Consider the following 19,082-nt stretch of genomic DNA (forward strand, 5'->3'; position numbering starts at 1 on the left):
ACGAGCTAATCGGGCTACGAGCGTATGGTTCCTTTCACTCGTTCCGGTCGAATGCGCACACATTGGCGAATATTTGCGTGACACAGGAGCGGACCGGCGTCGCTCGTCCCTGCTCGGAGGCCGCGCAGGCTCAGCAGTTGTCGATGAAACGGTCGAGCACCCGCACGCCGAACTTGAGACCGTCCACCGGCACCCGCTCGTCCACGCCGTGGAACATGCCCGCGAAGTCGAGCTCCGGGGGCAGCTTCAGCGGGGCGAAGCCGAAGCACCGGATGCCGAGGTCGTCGAAGGACTTGGCGTCGGTACCGCCCGAGAGCATGTAGGGGACCGCACGCGCGATCGGGTCCTCGGCCTTGAGGGCCGCCTGCATCGCCTCGACGAGCGAGCCGTCGAAGCTGGTCTCCAGCGCCTTGTCCGTGTGCACGTCCTCCCGCTTCACCCGGGGGCCGAGGATGCGGTCCAGGTCGGCCAGGAACTCCTCCTCGAAGCCGGGCAGGAAGCGGCCGTCGACGTGGGCCACGGCCTGTCCGGGGATGACGTTCACCTTGTAGCCGGCGCCGAGCATGGTGGGGGCCGCGGAGTTGCGGAGCGTGGCGCCGACCATCTTGGCGATGCCGTTGAGCTTGGGAAGCGTGGCCTCCATGTTCTCCGGGTCGAGCGGGACACCGAGCGCGTCGGACAGCTCGTCGAGGAAGGACCGCACGGTCTTGGTGACCCGGACCGGCCAGTTGTGCCGCCCGAGCCGTCCGACCGCCTCGCACAGCTCGGTGATCGCGTTGTCGTCGTTGGTCATCGAGCCGTGACCGGCGGTGCCGTCCACGGTGAGCCGCATCCAGTGCATGCCCTTCTCGGCCGTCTCGACGAGGTAGAGCCGCAGCTTCTCGTTCACCGTGAAGGAGAAGCCGCCGACCTCGCCGATCGCCTCGGTGACGCCCTCGAAGAGACCGGGGTGCTTGTCCACGAGATACCGCGCCCCGTACGTGCCGCCCGCCTCCTCGTCGGCGAGGAACGCCAGCACGATGTCACGCGGGGGCTTGCGGCCGCTGCGCAGCCGGTCGCGGACGACCGCGAGGGTCATCGCGTCCATGTCCTTCATGTCGACCGCGCCCCGGCCCCACACGCAGCCGTCCGCCACCTCACCGGAGAACGGGTGGTGGGTCCAGTCGTGGGCGTTGGCCGGCACCACGTCCGTGTGCCCGTGGATGAGCAGCGCGGGACGGGACGGGTCCTCGCCCTCGATCCGGGCCACGGTCGAGGCCCGGCCCTTGTGGGACTCGATGATCTGCGGCTCCAGCCCGACCTCGGCCAGCTTCTCCGCGACGTACTCGGCGGCGCCGCGCTCCCCCGGTCCCGAGTGGTCCCCGTAGTTGCTGGTGTCGATGCGGATCAGGTCACGACAGAGGTCCACGACCTCGTCCTCGCCCGGGACGGTCCGGGCCGTGTTGGTCTCGCTCACACTGCTTCCTTCCACTGTCGCTGTGTCCCTCCCCCTCATCCTCTCCCGCTCCGTCCGCCCGCCCAAGGCCCTCCATCTCTCGTCATGTGCCCTTCACACTCCCCCGGCGTGATCGAGCACCCCCGGATGTTTGCTATTGTTTTCCACGTCGGAACGGGCGAGTCCCGCGAGACAGACACCTGGTCCGGGTGGCGGAATGGCAGACGCGCTAGCTTGAGGTGCTAGTGCCCTTTATCGGGCGTGGGGGTTCAAGTCCCCCCTCGGACACCACTGAAAACCCCAGCTCAGCTGGGGTTTTCTGCTGTTTCGGGCGGGGTCGTGCGAGCGCACGGCCCATGGGCCCGGCACGCCGTCCACCGACGTCCCGGGCCCCGGCCTCCCCGTCAGGCGAGCACCTCGGCCAGCAGGGATGCGGTCCTGGCCACCAGTGCGTTGTCGGCCTGCGCGTCCTCCTCGTACCTGGTCGTCAGGACGGCCATCACGATCGGAGCGCCGCCCGGAGGCCAGGTGATGCCCACGTCGTTGCTGCCGCCGTACCGCCCGCCGCCGGTCTTGTCGGCGACGGTCCAGTCGGCGGGCAGGCCGGCGCGGAACCGCTCGTCGCTGGTGGTGTTGCCCAGCAGCCAGCCGGTGAGGCGGCGCCGGTCCCGGGGCGAGAGCGCGTCGCCGAGCGTGAGATTCGCGTAGGTGCGGCCGATGGCACGCGGGGTGGTGGTGTCGGTGGTGCGCCACGGTTCCGCCGAGTTCAGTTCGGGCTCCCAGCGGTCGAGCCGGGTGCGGCCGTCCCCGGTCGAACGGCAGAAGCGGGTGACGGCGGTCGGTCCGCCCAGCTCGCGCAGGAGCAGGTTGCCCGCGGCGTTGTCGCTGTGGCGGATGGCCGCGTCGCACAGTGCCCCGACGGTCATGCCGCGGGCGATGTTCTCGTCCTCGCCGGTGATCGGGCAGTACCCCGAGTCCTCCGCGTACCGGCGGGTGTAGTGGATGCGCTCGGCCAGGAACTCGCCGTCGTGGTCGAGGTCGCGCAGCACGGCCGCGGCGGCGATCGTCTTGAACAACGAGCACATCGGGAAGCGCTCGTCCGCCCGGTAGGCCACCGTTCTCCGCGTGCGTGTGTGGTGGGCGTACACGCCGAGCCGGGCCGTGTGCTCCCGCTCCAGTTGCGCCAGGCGCGAGGCGACGGAGCCGCCGGTCGAGGCGTACGCGGTGCCGCCGAGTGCCGGGGGCAGCGCGGCGGCGAGCGCCGCGCCGGCGCCGATGACGAGGGCGGTGCGGCGGGACGGGCGTGGTCCTGTGGTGTGCAAGGCGTTCCCTTCTGCGGTGCTCACGACATACCCCGAATACCCCGACACGCAGTCGGCCGCGGAACGGTTCCGTCCGGTCGGATGCGGTGCAGTGGGCGCGGGCCGCGCTCCGCGTACCGCGTACCGCGTGCGCGACGGTCCGATCGACCGCGTCGGCTTCCCAGGCGGAGCGGGCCCGCTCTTCGTCCCGCGGGGCGGGGGCGGTGCTCCGGTGGGCCGGGACGACCGGGGATACTGGGCGAGCCCCCCGGACGAGGACACGAGGAGTCCGTGCCATGCCCACCGCCGTACCGGACGGCGCGCCCCGATGAGGGGGCGCGCGAAGCCTCCGCCCGCGCCGCTGCCCCAGCGGGACGGGATCGATCCGGTGCGGGTGCGGCTTCCGGAGGACCCGGAGGGGCGGTGGGCGACGGTCGGGGATCATCTGCGGGCACGGTTCGCGGGCGCGGTCGGGGCGGAGCGGGTGGACGCCATGTTCGCCGAGGGGCGGTTCGTGTCCGTGCGCGGTCCCGTGTCCGCCGACGAACCGTACGCCGCGGGGCGGTACCTCTGGTTCCACCGGGACTTCGCGCCGGAGGAGCCGGTGCCGTTCCAGGTCGGGATCGTCCATCGCGACGCGCATCTCGTCGTCGCCGACAAGCCGCACTTCCTGGCGACGACGCCGCGCGGACGTCATGTCACCGAGACGGCGGTGGCCCGGTTGCGCCGCGAGCTGGACATGCCCGCGCTGCAGCCCGCGCACCGGCTGGACCGGCTGACCGCGGGACTGGTCCTGTTCGTGGTGCGGCCCGAGGAGCGGGGCGCGTACCAGACGCTGTTCCGGGACCGGCTGGTGCGCAAGGAGTACGAGGCGGTGGCGCCGTACGATCCCGGGCTGGTCCTGCCCCGGACCGTGCGCAGCCGGATCGTGAAGGAACGCGGGGTCGTCGCCGCGCGTGAGGAGCCGGGCGAGCCGAACAGCGAGACCCGGATCGAGCTGCTGGAGCACCGGGCGGGCCTCGGCCGTTACCGGCTGCTGCCCGCCACCGGACGCACCCACCAGCTGCGGGTCCATATGAACGGGCTGGGGCTGCCGTTGGTCGACGACCCGGTCTATCCGGTGGTCGAGGCGGAGGGCGATGCGGACGACTGGTCGCGTCCGCTCCAACTGCTCGCGCGCCTGCTGAAGTTCACCGATCCGGTCACGGGCGAGCCGCGCCGCTTCGAGAGCGGGCTGCGGCTCTCCGCGTGGCCGGAGCGGTGACCGGCGGGCCCCACCGGTCCGGGACCGGGTGACCTCCGCGGGCCCGGACCGGTGTGCGCCGCCCGGCCTCAGAGCCTGTCGGGTGACCTTCGACCGGAAAGCGGACGCGGCATGGTGCGTGCGATTCCAAGGCGCCGGGATGCCCTCGTAGTGGAGCTACGAGGGCATTTCGGCAACGCCGGAAGTGTGCGCGCCAGGGCGTGGCCGCCCGGTCAGAGGCCACCCGACAGGCTCTCAGTGGCCGCGGGCGATCCATTCGTCGAGGTGCGGGGCCTCCGCGCCGACGGTGGTGGAGTCGCCGTGTCCGGTGCGGACGCTAGTCTCCGGGGGCAGCGTGAGCAGCCGTTCCCTGATCGAGTCGATGATCGTGGGGAAGTGGGAGAAGGAGCGTCCGGTGGCTCCCGGGCCGCCCCGGAAGAGCGTGTCGCCGGTGAAGACGGTGGTCAGCCCGGGGGCGTACAGGCAGACGGCGCCGGGCGCGTGGCCCGGGGTGTGCAGGACCGTGAGCGTCGTGCCGGCGATCCGCAGCTCCTGACCGTCGGTCAGTTCGCCGTCCGGGGCGCGGTCCGGGTGGGTGCGCTTCCACAGCGGCAGGTCGTCGGGGTGCAGCAGGATCGGTGCGCCGGTGGCGGCGGCGAGGGCCGGGGCCGCGTCGATGTGGTCGTTGTGCGCGTGCGTGCACACGATGGCGCGCAGGGCACGGCCGTTCAGCGCGGTCTCGATGGCGTCGGCGTCGTGGGCGGCGTCGATGACGATCGCCTCGGTGTCGTCGCCGACGATCCAGACGTTGTTGTCGACGTCCCACTCCCCGCCGTCGAGGGCGAAGGTGCCGGAGGTGACGAGGTGGTCGATGCGCGCGGCCATCAGAGGACCACCACCGAGCGCAGCACGTCGCCCTCGTGCATCCGGGCGAACGCCTTCTCGACGTCGCCGAGTCCGATGGTCTCGGTGACGAACGCGCCGAGGTCGATGCGGCCCTGCTGGTGCAGATCGATGAGCATCGGGAAGTCGCGCGAGGGCAGGCAGTCGCCGTACCAGGAGGACTTGAGCGAGCCGCCGCGGCCGAAGACGTCGAGCAGCGGCAGCTCCAGCCGCATCTCCGGGGTGGGGACGCCGACCAGGACGACGGTGCCCGCGAGGTCGCGGGCGTAGAACGCCTGCTGGTAGGTCTCGGGGCGGCCGACCGCCTCGATGACGACGTCCGCGCCGTTGCCGCCGGTCAGCGAGCGGATCGCCTCGACCGGGTCGGTGGAACGGGAGTTGACGGTGTGGGTGGCGCCCATCGACTTCGCCGTCTCCAGCTTGCGGTCGTCGACGTCCACCGCGATGATCCGCGCCGCTCCGGCCAGCCGGGCGCCGACGATCGCCGCGTCGCCGACACCGCCGCAGCCGATCACGGCGACCGAGTCGCCGCGGCCGACCTGGCCGGTGTTGAGGGCGGCGCCGATGCCCGCCATGACGCCGCAGCCGAGGAGTCCGGCGACGGCCGGGGAGACCTCGGGGTCGACCTTGGTGCACTGGCCGGCGGCGACCAGGGTCTTCTCGGCGAACGCGCCGATGCCGAGGGCCGGGGAGAGTTCCGTGCCGTCGAGCAGCGTCATCTTCTGCTTCGCGTTGTGGGTGTCGAAGCAGTACCAGGGCCGGCCACGCAGACACGCCCGGCACTGGCCGCACACCGCACGCCAGTTGAGGATGACGAAGTCGCCGGGCGCGACGTCCGTGACGCCCTCGCCGACGGACTCGACCACGCCGGACGCCTCGTGTCCGAGGAGGAACGGGAACTCGTCGTTGATACCGCCCTGCTTGTAGTGCAGATCGGTGTGGCAGACGCCGCACGCCTGAATCGTCACCACGGCCTCGCCGGGGCCCGGGTCCGGGATCACGATGGTCTCGACCCGTACCGGCTCGTTCTTCCCCGGTGCGATGACCCCTTGCACCTGCTGCGACATACCGCGGTCTCCTGTTTCCGTCATTTCGTGAAGTTCGAACGCGAACAACCGTACGCCCCGAAAGGGTGTCACGGCGGCGCGCCGCGTTGGCGCGAAACGGCCGCTGCCCACCCGGTGGGATGTACCGGTTTCGGTCAGATGGGGCGTTGCGGTGAACTGCGGCGCCGCTCTCCGCGGTCCTTCGATGCAGAGGGACCAGGGGGCCGATACCTGCGGGGGCAGGGGTCCCATGGCCCACCAACAAATGATCTATGGATCACGGGGGGAAGTACCTTGACCGAGATCGCCGAGTTCACGGAGAAGAGCGGCCGGCGGACCGGCACGGCGGGAACCGACGCGGTGACGGCCGCGGCACCGGCCGGCGCGGCCCGGACCGACACGGTGGCGCCGGAGGCCGGGGCGGCCGTGCCGGCGGCGCGGGTGGGCGGGCTCGTGCCGTACGCCGACCCGTTGCCCGTACCGCCGGTGCTGCGCCCGCGGAGCGACGACCCGCTCCACGAGACCGAGATCGCCGTGTCGCCCACCTGGGTGAGGATGCACTCGCAGCTGCCGCCGACCCTGATGTGGGGGTACGCCGGGATGGTGCCGGGGCCGACCATCGAGGTACGGCGCGGGGAGCGGATCAGGATCGCCTGGACGAACCGGGTGCCCGAGGGGAGCGAGTACCCGGTGACCGCCGTGGAGGTCGGTCCGGTGGGACCGGGCGAGACGGCCCCGCACAACCGGCCGGGACGCGACGGCGTCGAGCCGGACGCGGACGTCGCCGCGCTGCCCGCCTGGACGGTGACCCACCTGCACGGCGCGCAGACCGGCGGCGGGAACGACGGCTGGGCGGACAACGCCGTCGGCTCCGGCGACGCCCAGCTGTCGGAGTACCCGAACGACCACCACGCCGCCCACTGGTGGTACCACGACCACGCCATGAACATCACCCGGTGGAACGTGTACGCCGGGCTCGTCGGCACGTACCTGGTCCGGGACGACGAGGAGGACACGCTCGGTCTGCCGTCCGGCGACCGGGAGGTGCCGCTGATCCTCGCCGACCGCAACCTGGACACCGACGAGGACGGACGGCCGAACGGGCGGCTGCTGCACAAGACCACCGTGGTCGTCGCGGCCGACCCGGAGACCGGAAAGCCGGTGTCGCTGCCGTTCCTGGGCCCGTACACGACGGTCAACGGCCGTATCTGGCCGCACTTCGACGTGGACGACGCCTGGTACCGGTTCCGGCTGGTCAACGCCTCCAACGCCCGGATCTACGATCTGGTGCTGCTGGACGACGCGAACGAGCCGGTGCCGGGCGTGATCCGGCAGATCGGCAGCGACGGCGGGCTGCTGCCGCGCCCGGTGCCGGTCGACTTCGACGAGTCGATGCCGTCGCTGACGATCGCGCCGGCCGAGCGGATGGACCTGCTGATCGACTTCTCGGCGCTGGCCGGGCGACGGGTCCGCCTGGTCAACCGGGGCAGGCTCGGGCCGGGGGTGCCGGACCTCGCGTCCAGCGTGCCGTTCCCGCAGGTGATGGAGTTCCGGGTACGGGAGACGGGGCGGCGGGACGCCTTCGTGCCGCCGGAGGTGCTGTCGGGTTCCTTCCGCCGGTACGAGCACGGCCTGGTGGAGCACGGGCACCGGCTCGTCGTGCTGACCCCGCCCGGCACGGTCGGTGGCGGCGGCCACCCGGAGATCTGGGAGATGGCGGAGGTCGAGGGTGCGTCCGGGGTGCCGGTGCCGTCGGACGGCATCGTCCAGGTGCGGGGCGAGGACGGCACGGTGCGCACGTACCGCAGGATCGCCCGGACCTTCAACGACGGGCTCGGGTTCACGATCGGCGAGAACACGTACGAGCAGTGGTCGTTCCTCAACCTGGGCGCCCCGACCCATCCCATGCACATCCACCTGGCGGACTTCCAGGTCCTCGGCCGGGAGGCGTACACGGTGGACGGCTTCGACACCGCGATCGGCGGCACCCGCTCCCCCGTGGCGTTCGACCACGGCACCAAGATCCCGGTGCCGCCGAACGAGCAGGGCTGGAAGGACGTCTTCCGGGTGCCGCAGGGGCAGTTGGTGAAGGTGCTCGGCAACTTCGACGGCGGGTACGGGCGGTTCATGTACCACTGCCATCTGCTGGAGCACGAGGACATGGGCATGATGCGGCCGTTCGTCGTGATGCCGCCGGAGGCGCTCAAGTTCGACCACGGCGCCGGGCACGGCGGCCACGGCCCGGGGCACGGCGGCTGACCCGGTCGCGAACGGCGGCCCCCGCGGGAGCGCCGACGCCGTCCCGGTGTCCGGTCGGGGTCAGGGCGCGAGCACGTCCAACTCGTGGAGGGCGCCCATCGCGATCTCCTTCGTCAGCCGCTCCGCCGCATCCGCGTCCCCCTCGCGCACCGCCTCGGCGACCCGGACGTGGAGGGTGACCGCCGCCGGGTCGGGGTCCTCGAACATCACGTGGTGGTGGGTACGGCCGGCCAGGATCTCGGCGACGACGTCGCCGAGCCGCGCGAACATCTCGTTGCCGGAGGCGTCGAGCACGATCCGGTGGAACGTGATGTCGTGCTCCAGATAGCCCTCCAACTGCCGGCCGCGCGAGGTGGCGACCATGCCCAGCGCGCACTCCGTGAGGGCCGCGCACTGCTCAGGGGTCGCGTTGCGGGCGGCGAGTCCCGCCGCCACCGGCTCGATCGCCGACCGCAGCACGGTCAGGGAGCGCAGCTGGCGCGGGCGGTCGGCGCCGGCCAGCCGCCACCGGATGACCTGCGGGTCGTACACGTTCCACGCCTCGGTCGGCCGCACGGTGACGCCGACGCGGCGCCGCGACTCGACCAGGTGCATGGACTCCAGGACGCGGACCACCTCGCGCACGACCGTCCGGGAGACGTCGAAGCGCCGGGCCAGTTCGTCGGTGCGCAGCACCTGCCCCGGCTGGTGCTCCCCCGCGGCGATCTCCAGGCCCAGGATGTCCAGCACACGGGTGTGCAGCCCGTTGCCCTGTGTGGTCATGGCCACAGACTACGGGCTGCCTCCGGCGAACAAAAAGTAAGACGTTTACGTCACAACATCTTGAATAAGTCGTACGTATACGTTTCAGTAGCGCGACGGACCGATGTCGAGGAAGACGTCGAAGAGGACAGCGAGGCACCGCCAATGAGCACCCCCCACGTCGTCGTGGTGATGGGCGTCGCAGGGACCGGCAAGACCACGATCGGCCCCCTGCTCGCCGCCGAACTGGGCGTTCCGTACGCCGAGGGCGACGACTTCCACCCCGCGGCGAACATCGCCAAGATGTCGGCGGGCATCCCGCTGGACGACGCGGACCGGTGGCCCTGGCTCGATGCGATCGGCCGGTGGGCCCACGGCCGGGCGGGGCTCGGCGGGGTGGTGAGCAGCTCGGCGCTCAAGCGGGTCTACCGGGACCGGCTGCGGGCCGAGGCGCCCGGCGCGGTCTTCCTGCATCTGACCGGGGACCGCGCCCTGATCGAGGCCCGCATGGCGCAGCGCAAGGGCCACTTCATGCCCACCACGCTGCTGGACTCGCAGTTCGCCACCCTGGAGCCGCTCCAGGCGGACGAGGCCGGTGTCCCGGTCGACGTGTCCGGCAGCCCTGAAGAAATCACCCAGCGAGCCGTCGCCGCGCTGCGGCGGCTCGACGACTAAGGACCACCACCGTGACCAGTCTCCGTGTCGAGACGCTGGCAGCGGACGCCGTCGAACCGATCACTTCGGCGGGCAACGCGCAGTTGGGCATCGCCGTACTGGCGGGCATCGCCGTCATCGTCCTGCTCATCACCAAGTTCAAGGTGCACGCGTTCCTCGCGTTGACCATCGGGTCGCTGGCGCTCGGTTCGTTCGCCGGGGCCGCGGCGGACAAGACGATCGCCAGCTTCACCACCGGACTCGGCTCCACCGTGTCGGGTGTCGGTGTCCTCATCGCGCTCGGCGCCATCCTCGGCAAGCTGCTCGCCGACTCCGGCGGCGCGGACCAGGTCGTCGACACCATCCTCGCGAGGGCGAGCGGGCGGGCCATGCCGTGGGCGATGGTGCTGATCGCCTCGGTCATCGGCCTGCCGCTGTTCTTCGAGGTCGGGATCGTGCTGCTGATCCCGGTGGTGCTGCTCGTCGCCAAGCGCGGGAACTACTCGCTGATGCGGATCGGCATTCCGGCGCTGGCCGGTCTCTCCGTGATGCACGGCCTGATCCCGCCGCACCCCGGCCCGCTGGTGGCGATCGACGCCCTCGGCGCCAATCTCGGTGTCACGCTCGCGCTGGGTGTGCTGGTGGCGATCCCGACCGTGATCGTCGCGGGTCCGGTCTTCTCCCGCTACGCCGCGCGCTGGGTGGACGTCGCGGCGCCGGAGAAGATGATCCCGCAGCGCCCTTCGGAGGAGCTGGACCGCCGTCCGGGCTTCGGCGCCACACTGGCCACGATTCTGCTGCCGGTCGTGCTGATGCTGGTCAAGGCTCTGGTCGACATCGTCGTGGACGACCCGGAGAACCACCTCCAGCGGGTCACCGACGTGATCGGCTCCCCGTTGATCGCGCTTCTGACGGCCGTCTTCGTCGGCATGTTCACACTGGGCCGGGCGGCCGGGTTCACCAAGGGCCGGCTCTCCGGCACCGTCGAGAAGTCCCTCGCCCCGATCGCCGGGGTGCTGCTGATCGTGGGCGCGGGTGGCGGTTTCAAGCAGACCCTCATCGACGTCGGCGTGGGCCAGATGATCCTGGACTTCTCGAAGGACTGGTCGATCCCGGCCCTGCTGCTGGGCTGGCTGATCGCCGTCGCGATCCGGCTCGCGACCGGTTCGGCGACCGTGGCCACCATCTCGGCCGCCGGTCTCGTCGCCCCGCTGGCCGCCGACATGTCGACCGCTCACATCGCGCTGCTGGTCCTCGCCGTGGGCGCGGGCTCGCTCTTCTTCAGCCACGTCAACGACGCCGGGTTCTGGCTGGTGAAGGAGTACTTCGGAATGGACGTCGGTCAGACGATCAAGACCTGGTCGGTGATGGAGACCATCATCTCCGTGGTCGCGCTGGCCTTCATCCTGCCGCTGTCGCTGATTCTGTAGCGAGCGGCCTCCCCCTCGGCGGCTGCCGGGGCCGTGCCCGATGGCGCCCGACGGTCCGGTGCGCATGCCGAGGCGTGCGTCCGGTGCGGCGGGCGCCGTCACCATGTGCGCGGTTGACCAGCGGGAACGGAGGGCGTGCCGTCCGGCGCCGGGTTCGTGAGTGCGTGCCAGACTGAGCGCCATGCCGAACAGTGAACCCCTCAAGCCCTTTCTGCTCGCCTTCCCCGGCCCGCTGCGCGACCGGCTCGTCCGGGCGGTGCTCGACGGCGTGAAGGTGTCGACGACCGGGCTGCTCGCCGAGTACGAGGCGGAGAAGGAGGAGCTGCCCCCGGTGGGTGAGCGGTCCGCGCTGATCGACTCGGAGGGCCGTGAGATCGCGGTGCTGGAGGTGACGGAGGTACGGGTGCTGCGCCTCGGCGACATCGATCTGCCGCATGTGATCGACGAGGGCGAGGGGCATGCCTCGGTGGCCGAGTGGCGCGCGGACCACGAGAGGTTCTGGCACGGCGCGGAGATGCGGGAGGCGCTCGGCGACCCGGGCTTCACCGTGGACGACGACACCTTGGTCGTCGCCGAACGGTTCCGGGTCGTCGAGCTGCCGGCCCCCGTGGCGGGCGCGGCGGAACGGTAGGGCGGCCGGGCCTCACCCGCCTTCCGGGAACGCGATCCACGCCCCGCCCCCGGCCGCGCCCGTGGCCCGTGATTGCGGGCCCCCCGGAGCCGGACCGGACCGGGGCCGGAACCGGACCGGGCTCGCGGCGGGTCAGGAGACCTTCCGGCAGGTCAGGGGCGGCGGGACGGCGCCCGGGCGGCCGGTGCGGGCGAAGCCGGCCCAGGCGGCCCTCATCGCCCGGCCGAGCTCGTCCACCTCGTCCCATCCGGTGTCCCCCAGCATCGGGGACCTCCGCCAGGCGGCGCGGGTGCCCAGGAGCAGGGGCAGTTCCAGGCAGTGGGTGGCACCGAACGGCGAGCCCTCCGGGCGCCAGTCCAGCCGGTAGGCGTGGACCCGGGCCCCGGCGCGCACCAGCCGCTGCCCGAGGGCGGTCAGCGGTTCCTCGTACATCCGGCGGGTCGGTCCGGCCGGGTCGCCGTCCTCGTCCGGCTCGTCGGGGAAGGCCGTCATGTCGTCCGCGTTCCAGCCGTACAGGACGTCCATGCCGCGCACCCCCGCGTCGAGTTCCGCGCCGGGCGTCCGGACCGGTCCGAACGGCGGTTCCAGGGTGGAGCCGGAACGGGCGCGGTGGGCGAGGGCGGTGTCCCGTTGCGCGGCGAGCAGGGCGGCGGGGGCGACGGTGCGCGGGTCGGCGCCGGGGGCGTGGACCGCGAGCCGTTCGACGAAGAGGCGTCCGAGGGCGGTCGCCTCCTCGCGCGGGCGGGTCGCGATCGCCAGCGGGGCGCTCTGCAGGATCGCGCGGTGGAACAGCCCGCGGGCCTCGGGCAGTTCCATCAGCAGCCGGATGGAGAGAGCCCCGGCGGACTGCCCGAAGACGGTGACGTCCGCGGGGTCGCCGCCGTACTCGGCGATGTGCCGGTGCACCCACCGGAGCGCTTCGAGCTGGTCGTAGAGGCCCAGGTCGCCCTCGCAGAGCCCGTCGAGGCAGAGATAACCGAGCGCACCGAGGCGGTAGTTGACGGACACCACCACGACGTCGCCCTCGGCGGCGAGCGCTCCGCCGTCGTACCAGTCCATGAGGCCGCCGCCACTGCTGAAGCCGCCGCCGTGGAACCAGACCATCACCGGCCGCCCCCGGCCGTCGCGGGCGGGCGTGGTGACCGTGAGGCCGAGGCAGTCCTCGCCCTGCGGGCGCCGGTCGAGCGGGGGGCCCATGACCGCGTCGAGCCGGGACGGCGGCTGCGGACAGATCTCGCCGCTCGCCGGGCGGGTGTCGTGCCCGGCCACCGGCCGCGGCCGGCCGAACCGCTCGGCCACGGCGTAGCGGATCGGGCCCGACCGGTGGACCCGGGCACCGGTCCGGTCCGCGCCCTCGCCCGGACCGGACCTCGGCGCGCCGCTCACGCGGCGCTCCCGGGCACCGACTCGGCCGGGACCCGCGCCGGTTCCGGCGCCCCTTCCGGCACCAGCCGGAACAGGGCGACGGCGCCCGCCAGGCTCACCGAGCAGATCGCGACCAGGTACCAGGTCACCCCGGTCGAGGAGCCGCCCGAGTTGAGGAGCGCCGTCGAGATCATGGGGGCGAGACCGCCGCCGAGGATCGCGCCGGCCTGGAGGATGAGCGAGGTGCCGGAGTAGCGGACGTTGACGGGGAAGGTGTCGACGATGATGCTGCCCTGCACGCAGTGGGTGACCGGGATGATCAGGCCCATGCCGAGCAGCGCCACCACCGCGAGCGCGGAGTTTCCGGTGTTCAGCAACGGGAAGAAGGCGACGCACCAGACAAGGATGGCGACGGATCCGCCGATGAACATGGTGCGCCGTCCGTGCCGGTCGGCGATCTTCGTCCACACCGGGATGGTCGCGAACCACAGGGCGGCGGCGACGGTGACGCTCACGATGAGGAACTGCTTGTCGTAGTCGAGGTGCTGGGAGCCGTACGACAGGGTGAAGACCATGAACACGTAGGCGACGGCCGAGTTCGCCACGACGGCGAACAGGGTGAGCGCCAGCCGGGGCAGGCCGACCTTGAAGGACTCCGCCAGCGGGAACCTGACCACCTCGTCGCGGGCACGCGCACGGTCGAACGACGGGGACTCGGTCACCCGCAGCCGGATCAGCAGCCCCACGGCGACGAGCACGAAGCTGAGCAGGAACGGGATGCGCCAGCCCCATGAGGTGAAGGCGGCGTCGCCGACGAGTGCGTTGGTGGTGAGGAAGACGATGTTGGCCAGGACCAGTCCGCCGGGCGTGCCCATCTGCGGGAAGCCGGCGTACAGGTTCTTCTTGCCGCGCGGTGCGTGTTCCATCGACATCAGTGTCGCTCCGGCGCCCTCGCCGCCGAGGCCGATGCCCTGGACGATGCGCAGGGCGACCAGGAGGACCGGGGCCCAGAAGCCGATGGTGTCGTAGTTCGGGATGGCTCCGATGAGGGTGGAACCGATGCCCATCAGCACGAGGGAGACGACCAGCGTCGCCTTGCGGCCGATGCGGTCCCCGTAGTGGCCGAAGACCAGTCCGCCGAGGGGGCGGGCGATGAATCCGACGGCGAAGGTGCTGAACGCGGCGAGGGTGCCGGCGGCGGGGCTCAGCGACGGGAAGAACTGCTGGTTGAAGATGAGTGCCGCGGCCGTGCCGTAGAGAAAGAAGTCGTACCACTCCAGCGTCGTGCCCGCGAGCGTGGCGAGCGCGGTTCTGCCGGCGGTGGCTCGGGCTTCGCCCGGGTTTTCTTCGCGAGGTGAAGTGTTCACGGGGTGACCTATCACTTGGATGGCGGGCTGGGGCGGTTCGCTCCGGACAGCCGCTACGACGGCCTGGCTTCACCCGTCGTTAACGGTGGATCCTGATGCCCTGAGACATGACGCACAAATAACCAATTGGGGACTCGCCATACCTGTTCGGGTATAGCGGAGGTGACCGCTCCGACATCGGCACGTCGACTCGGCCGTCCACCGGCACCGTCCGGCCGGTATGCCGAATCTGCTATACCTCTCCACAGAAATCGCATTTGTACGGCATGACGGCGGGGATCACAGTGGGACCCATGACGGCAGAGACTGGGCGGTGGATCCGCAACTTCGTCGCCGGGCAGTTCGTGGAGCCCGACGAGAACCGCAGCTTCGAGAAGACCGACCCCGCCACCGGCCGGGCGTTCGCCCGGGTGCACGAGGCGGACCGGGAGCTGGTGGACCGTGCCGTGACGGCGGCCCGCCGGGCCCTGCACGACGGGTGGGCGTCGACACCTGTGCGGGAGCGCACGGCGCTGCTGCGGCGGGCGGCGGACCGGATCGAGGAGCGGTTCGAGGAGTTCGTCGCCGCGGAGGTCGCGGACACCGGCAAGCCGGTCGTGCAGGCGCGGGAGCTGGACGTCGCCCGCGCCCTGACGAACTTCCGCACGTTCGCCGACGTGGTGGCCGCCGCCGGGCAGGAGTCCTTCGTCACCGATCTCGCGGACGGCCGTCAGGCGCTCAACTACGCGGTCCGCAAGCCGCTCGGCGTCGTCGCGGTCGTCGTCCCGTGGAACCTGCCCCTCCTGTTGCTGACCTGGAAGGTCGCCCCGGCTCTGGCCTGCGGCAACGCCGTGGTCGTCAAGCCCAGTGAGGAGACCCCGGCCACCGCCGCACTGCTGGCCGAGGTGCTCGCGGAGGTCGGGCTGCCGGCCGGGGTGTACAACGTGGTGCACGGGTTCGGGGGCGGCTCCGCCGGGGAGTACCTGACCTCGCACCCCGGGATCGACGGCGTGACCTTCACCGGTTCGTCCGCGACCGGGTCGCACGTCATGCGGACCGTCGCGCCCCGGGTCCGCCCGGTGTCGTTCGAGCTCGGCGGGAAGAACGCCGCGGTCGTCTTCGACGACGTCGACATCGACGAGGCGCTGAACGGACTGACCAGGTCGGTCTTCACCAACACCGGCCAGGTCTGCCTGTGCACCGAGCGGGTCTACGTCCAGCGCGGGATCTTCGACGACATCGCCCAGGGGCTCGCCGAGCGGGCCCGGGGCCTGCGGCTGGGCGACCCGCTGGACGAGTCGACGACCACCGGCCCGCTGATCTCGCAGGCCCATCGCGAGAAGGTGCTGGGCTACTTCGAGCTGGCCGAGCGGGACGGGGCGAAGGTGCTCGCCGGTGGCGGCGTGCCGCAGCTGGGCCCCGGTCTGGCGGGCGGTTCCTGGATCGAGCCGACGCTGTGGACGGGCCTGACCAACGCGCACCGGGCGGTGCGCGAGGAGATCTTCGGCCCGGTGGCCGCCCTGATCCCCTTCGACACGGAGGAGGAGGCGATCGCCCTGGCCAACGACACGGACTACGGCCTCGCGGCCTCGGTGTGGACCAACGACCTGCGCCGGGGGCACCGGGTGGCGCAGGCGATGAACGTCGGCATGGCCTGGGTCAACACCTGGTTCCTGCGCGATCTGCGCTCCCCGTTCGGCGGCATGGGGCTCTCGGGCATCGGCCGCGAGGGCGGCGAGTCCTCCCTGCACTTCTACACCGAACCGACGAACGTGTGCGTGCAGCTGTGACCGGTCGACGTGGCCGATCGCCCGTGAGCGATCGACGTGGTCCGGTCACCGGTGACCGGGCCCCCGCGACCGGTCGTCACGACCCCGGCCCGCGCCGCGCGGATACGGCACGGGCCCCGAAGGAAAGGAACGACCAGTGATATCGGCGGAACTGACCGGCATCCTGGCGCAACGGCTGGACACGGCGCAGACGTCCCGCAGGGACACCCCCAGTCTCGCCGACGGCCATGAGCTGGACATCGACGACGCGTACGCGGTGCAGGCCGGTCTGCTGGCGCTGCGCGAGGCGCGCGGCGAGCGGATCGTGGGCGCGAAGCTGGGCTTCACCAGCAAGGCGAAGATGGCGCAGATGGGCGTCTCCGACGTGATCGTGGGACGGCTCACCGACGCGATGCGGATCGCGGACGGCGGCGAGGTGGATCTGTCGCGCTTCATCCACCCGAAGGCCGAGCCTGAGGTGGCGTACCGGATCTCCCGGGACGTGGACCTGGACGACCCGTCGGTGGACATCGTGTCCTGCGTGGACGCGATGGCTCCGGCCATCGAGATCATCGACTCGCGGTACCGGGACTTCCGGTTCACGTACACCGATGTCGTCGCGGACAACACCTCCGCGTCCGGCTTCGCGATCGGCCCGTGGCGGCCGGTGGAGAACGTCGCCGACCGCGCGGTGCGGCTGCGCACCGGCGGGCAGGAGGCGACGGGCTCGACCGCCGCGATCCTCGGCGACCCGGTGAACGCGCTCCACGCGCTGCTGGACATGGCCCGGCGCCGCCGCATCCCGCTGGAGGCGGGCCAGGTGGTGCTGGCGGGCGCGGCCACGGCGGCACTGCCGCTGACGGCCGGAATCACCGAGTGCGAGGTGGCGGGCGTCGGTTCCGTCACGATGAAGGGGTGCTGATGAACGGCTCACGGGTGATCGAGGGCAAGGCCGCCCCGCGCGGGCGGTTCCCGCACGTGAAGGTCGTCGGGGACCTGGTGTTCGTCTCCGGCACCAGTTCGCGCCGGCCCGACAACACGTTCGTGGGGGTGGAGGCCGACGAGTTCGGCACCACGAACCTGGACATCCGGGCGCAGACCCGGGCGGTGATCGAGAACATCCGCGACATCCTCGCCGAGGTGGGCGCGGAGCTCTCGGACATCGCACAGATCACCACCTATCTGGTGTCCATGAACGACTTCGGCGGATACAACGAGGTCTACGGCGAGTTCTTCGACGAGCGGGGCCCGACCCGTACGACCGTCGCGGTGCACCAGCTGCCGCATCCCCATCTGCTGATCGAGATCCAGGCCGTCGCGCATCTGCCGCGGCCCCGCACGACCGCCACGGCGCACAGCACGGAGGTGTCCTCATGACCGCCATTCCCCCGGTCATCGATTTCCAGGGCTGGATCACCGAGCACGAGCACCTGCTCAAGCCACCGGTGAACAACCGCACCATGTCCCTGGGCCAGGACTTCATCGTCCAGGTCGTCGGCGGCCCCAACCAGCGGACCGACTTCCACGTCGACCCGTACGAGGAGTGGTTCTACCAGGTCAAGGGCGACATGCACGTCGACCTGATGACCGATCAGGGGCCGCGGACCGTGCACATCCGGGAGGGCGAGGCCTGGCTGCTGCCCGGCAACGTGCCGCACTCCCCGCAGCGGCCCGACGCCGGTTCGATCGGGCTGGTCATCGAGCGGGTGCGGGAGGAGGGGACCCTGGAGAAGTTCCAGTGGTACTGCCCCGGCTGCTCCGCGCGGATCCACGAGGTCGAGCTCCAGGTTCGGGACATCGTGGCCGATCTGCCGCCGGTCTTCACCGAGTTCTACGGTGACGAGAAGGCGCGTACGTGCCCGGAGTGCGGTGCCCTGCACCCCGGGAAGGGCTGAGCGTGGACCGCACGATCGACATCCACACCCATTACGTCCCGCGCGGCTGGCCGGATCTGACGGCCGAGGCCGGACCGGACGCGCCCTGGCTCCGGATCGAGTCCGAGTCGGACGCCGTGATCATGATGGGCTCCAAGGAGTTCCGGCGGATCCGGTCCGACGCCTGGGACGCCGGGACGCGTCTGCGGGACATGGACGCGGACGGGATACACCGTCAGGTGGTCTCCCCCACCCCGGCGTTCTTCACCTACGGGCGCGACGGCGCCGAGGCGGCGAAGATAGCGCGCATCTTCAACGATCTCGCGCTGGAGATCGTCGCCCCGGCACCGGACCGGCTGATCCCGTTCTGCCAGGTGCCGTTGCAGGACCCGGACGCGGCCTGCCGCGAGCTGGAACGCAGCATCGCGGGCGGCCACCGGGGCGTGGAGATCGGCAACCACGTCGGTGACCAGGACCTGGACAGCGAAGGCGTCGTGACCTTCCTCCAGCACTGCGCCGCGCTCGACGTACCGGTGTTCGTGCACCCCTGGGACATGGCGAGTTCGCCGCGTCTGGACCGGTGGATGGCGCAGTGGCTCACGGCCATGCCCGCCGAGACCCATCTGTCGATCCTCGCCCTGATCCTGGGCGGCGTCTTCGACCGGATCGACGAGCGGCTGAAGATCTGCTTCGCGCACGGCGGCGGGTCCTTCGCCTTCTGGCTCGGCCGGATGGAGAACGCCTGGTACGGCAGGAACGACGTGATCGGCACCTCGGAGCGCCCGCCCTCGCACTACCTGGGCCGGTTCTACGTCGACTCGGTGGTCTTCGACGACCGCGCGCTGCGGCTCCTGGTCGACACGGTCGGCGCGGAGCGGGTGATGGTGGGCAGCGACTACCCGTACCCGCTCGGGGAACGGCCGGTCGGCGAGGTGGTCCGCAAGAGCGCCTTCCTGGACGACCACAGCCGGGAGCTGATCACGTACGGCAACGCGGAGCGGTTCCTGGGGCTGGATGGTCCGCAGGGCTGAATGATCACGCAAACCGGCCGGTCCGGGGCGAACAGCCCCTGGACCGGCCGGTTT

Annotated in this window: 17 protein-coding genes and 1 tRNA gene; 11 read left to right on the forward strand and 7 right to left on the reverse strand. The window is 71.4% G+C overall.

The genetic code is table 11. The features are described from left to right. Nucleotides 1–130: 130 nt before the first annotated feature. Nucleotides 131–1,456: a M20/M25/M40 family metallo-hydrolase gene (locus AMK22_RS23105; RefSeq protein WP_073787883.1), complete on the reverse strand. Its 1,326-nt coding sequence runs from the start codon at nucleotides 1,454–1,456 to the stop codon at nucleotides 131–133. Nucleotides 1,457–1,638: 182 nt separating this feature from the next. On the opposite strand from AMK22_RS23105, the gene AMK22_RS23110 reads away from it, so the two are divergent. Beyond that, nucleotides 1,639–1,726, forward strand: a tRNA-Leu gene (locus AMK22_RS23110). 113 nt (nucleotides 1,727–1,839) lie between these two features. Here the strand turns inward: AMK22_RS23110 and bla are convergent. After that, complete coding sequence (bla, locus tag AMK22_RS23115; protein WP_242434094.1) at nucleotides 1,840–2,781, reverse strand: class A beta-lactamase; 942 nt, start codon at nucleotides 2,779–2,781, stop codon at nucleotides 1,840–1,842. A gap of 283 nt (nucleotides 2,782–3,064) precedes the next feature. Between bla and AMK22_RS23120 the strand changes: the two genes are divergently transcribed. After that, nucleotides 3,065–4,000, forward strand: a complete 936-nt coding sequence (locus AMK22_RS23120; protein ID WP_073787968.1) for a pseudouridine synthase — start codon at nucleotides 3,065–3,067, stop codon at nucleotides 3,998–4,000. A gap of 234 nt (nucleotides 4,001–4,234) precedes the next feature. On the opposite strand, the gene AMK22_RS23125 is transcribed toward AMK22_RS23120, so the two are convergent. Both AMK22_RS23125 and AMK22_RS23130 read right to left on the reverse strand, forming a co-directional pair. Next, nucleotides 4,235–4,864: an MBL fold metallo-hydrolase gene (locus AMK22_RS23125; protein ID WP_073787885.1), complete on the reverse strand. Its 630-nt coding sequence runs from the start codon at nucleotides 4,862–4,864 to the stop codon at nucleotides 4,235–4,237. Then, a complete protein-coding gene (locus AMK22_RS23130) occupies nucleotides 4,864–5,949 on the reverse strand; it encodes an S-(hydroxymethyl)mycothiol dehydrogenase (RefSeq protein ID WP_073787887.1) in 1,086 nt (361 codons plus the stop codon). The genes AMK22_RS23125 and AMK22_RS23130 overlap by 1 nt, the downstream gene beginning before the upstream one ends. A 381-nt stretch (nucleotides 5,950–6,330) precedes the next feature. Here AMK22_RS23130 and phsA point away from each other — a divergent pair, with 381 nt between their 5' ends. Next, a complete protein-coding gene (gene phsA / locus AMK22_RS23135; RefSeq protein ID WP_073787970.1) occupies nucleotides 6,331–8,187 on the forward strand; it encodes an O-aminophenol oxidase PhsA in 1,857 nt (618 codons plus the stop codon). Nucleotides 8,188–8,247: 60 nt separating this feature from the next. Here the strand turns inward: phsA and AMK22_RS23140 are convergent, their stop codons facing one another. Next, the gene (locus AMK22_RS23140; RefSeq protein ID WP_073787889.1) at nucleotides 8,248–8,949 is read right to left on the reverse strand and encodes a FadR/GntR family transcriptional regulator; all 702 of its coding nucleotides are present in this window, start codon (nucleotides 8,947–8,949) and stop codon (nucleotides 8,248–8,250) included. Nucleotides 8,950–9,093: 144 nt separating this feature from the next. Between AMK22_RS23140 and AMK22_RS23145 the strand changes: the two genes are divergently transcribed. From AMK22_RS23145 to AMK22_RS23155, 3 genes are all read left to right on the forward strand, one after another. Then, entirely contained in the window at nucleotides 9,094–9,603 is a 510-nt protein-coding gene (locus AMK22_RS23145) for a gluconokinase (RefSeq protein WP_073787891.1), read from the forward strand. Nucleotides 9,604–9,614: 11 nt separating this feature from the next. Then, nucleotides 9,615–11,012, forward strand: a complete 1,398-nt coding sequence (locus AMK22_RS23150; protein ID WP_073787893.1) for a GntP family permease — start codon at nucleotides 9,615–9,617, stop codon at nucleotides 11,010–11,012. A gap of 181 nt (nucleotides 11,013–11,193) precedes the next feature. After that, a complete protein-coding gene (locus tag AMK22_RS23155; protein WP_073787895.1) occupies nucleotides 11,194–11,643 on the forward strand; it encodes an ASCH domain-containing protein in 450 nt (149 codons plus the stop codon). Nucleotides 11,644–11,775: 132 nt separating this feature from the next. Here the strand turns inward: AMK22_RS23155 and AMK22_RS23160 are convergent, their stop codons facing one another. Both AMK22_RS23160 and AMK22_RS23165 read right to left on the reverse strand, forming a co-directional pair. Beyond that, complete coding sequence (locus tag AMK22_RS23160; RefSeq protein ID WP_079186338.1) at nucleotides 11,776–13,029, reverse strand: carboxylesterase family protein; 1,254 nt, start codon at nucleotides 13,027–13,029, stop codon at nucleotides 11,776–11,778. Next, entirely contained in the window at nucleotides 13,026–14,375 is a 1,350-nt protein-coding gene (locus AMK22_RS23165; protein WP_073787896.1) for an MFS transporter, read from the reverse strand. Before AMK22_RS23165 ends, AMK22_RS23160 begins: the two co-directional genes overlap by 4 nt. 293 nt (nucleotides 14,376–14,668) lie before the next feature. On the opposite strand from AMK22_RS23165, the gene AMK22_RS23170 reads away from it, so the two are divergent. The 5 genes from AMK22_RS23170 to AMK22_RS23190 all read left to right on the forward strand — a co-directional run bounded on the left by AMK22_RS23170 (nucleotide 14,669) and on the right by AMK22_RS23190 (nucleotide 19,028). Continuing rightward, nucleotides 14,669–16,144, forward strand: coding sequence for a 2-hydroxymuconic semialdehyde dehydrogenase (locus AMK22_RS23170; RefSeq protein WP_073787897.1), 1,476 nt, complete (start codon nucleotides 14,669–14,671; stop codon nucleotides 16,142–16,144). A gap of 136 nt (nucleotides 16,145–16,280) precedes the next feature. After that, nucleotides 16,281–17,045 carry a 2-keto-4-pentenoate hydratase gene (locus AMK22_RS23175; RefSeq protein WP_073787898.1) on the forward strand — a complete coding sequence of 255 codons (765 nt, stop codon included), beginning with the start codon at nucleotides 16,281–16,283 and terminating at the stop codon, nucleotides 17,043–17,045. Further along, nucleotides 17,045–17,500 (forward strand): RidA family protein, encoded by a 456-nt coding sequence (locus AMK22_RS23180; protein WP_073787974.1) that lies wholly within the window; start codon nucleotides 17,045–17,047, stop codon nucleotides 17,498–17,500. Before AMK22_RS23175 ends, AMK22_RS23180 begins: the two co-directional genes overlap by 1 nt. Further along, entirely contained in the window at nucleotides 17,497–18,018 is a 522-nt protein-coding gene (locus AMK22_RS23185) for a 3-hydroxyanthranilate 3,4-dioxygenase (protein ID WP_073787899.1), read from the forward strand. Before AMK22_RS23180 ends, AMK22_RS23185 begins: the two co-directional genes overlap by 4 nt. 2 nt (nucleotides 18,019–18,020) lie before the next feature. Further along, nucleotides 18,021–19,028, forward strand: coding sequence for an amidohydrolase family protein (locus AMK22_RS23190; protein WP_073787900.1), 1,008 nt, complete (start codon nucleotides 18,021–18,023; stop codon nucleotides 19,026–19,028). Nucleotides 19,029–19,082: the final 54 nt, after the last annotated feature.

Source organism: Streptomyces sp. CB01580, assembly GCF_001905795.1.
GTDB lineage: Bacteria > Actinomycetota > Actinomycetes > Streptomycetales > Streptomycetaceae > Streptomyces.

Coding starts and splice junctions, on each gene's coding strand:
- AMK22_RS23120 (WP_073787968.1), top strand. CDS start 3,065: ATGAGGGGGCGCGCGAAGCCTCCGCCCGCGCCGCTGCCCCAGCGGGAC.
- AMK22_RS23125 (WP_073787885.1), bottom strand. CDS start 4,864: ATGGCCGCGCGCATCGACCACCTCGTCACCTCCGGCACCTTCGCCCTC.
- AMK22_RS23130 (WP_073787887.1), bottom strand. CDS start 5,949: ATGTCGCAGCAGGTGCAAGGGGTCATCGCACCGGGGAAGAACGAGCCG.
- AMK22_RS23140 (WP_073787889.1), bottom strand. CDS start 8,949: ATGACCACACAGGGCAACGGGCTGCACACCCGTGTGCTGGACATCCTG.
- AMK22_RS23145 (WP_073787891.1), top strand. CDS start 9,094: ATGAGCACCCCCCACGTCGTCGTGGTGATGGGCGTCGCAGGGACCGGC.
- AMK22_RS23155 (WP_073787895.1), top strand. CDS start 11,194: ATGCCGAACAGTGAACCCCTCAAGCCCTTTCTGCTCGCCTTCCCCGGC.
- AMK22_RS23170 (WP_073787897.1), top strand. CDS start 14,669: ATGACGGCAGAGACTGGGCGGTGGATCCGCAACTTCGTCGCCGGGCAG.
- AMK22_RS23180 (WP_073787974.1), top strand. CDS start 17,045: ATGAACGGCTCACGGGTGATCGAGGGCAAGGCCGCCCCGCGCGGGCGG.
- AMK22_RS23185 (WP_073787899.1), top strand. CDS start 17,497: ATGACCGCCATTCCCCCGGTCATCGATTTCCAGGGCTGGATCACCGAG.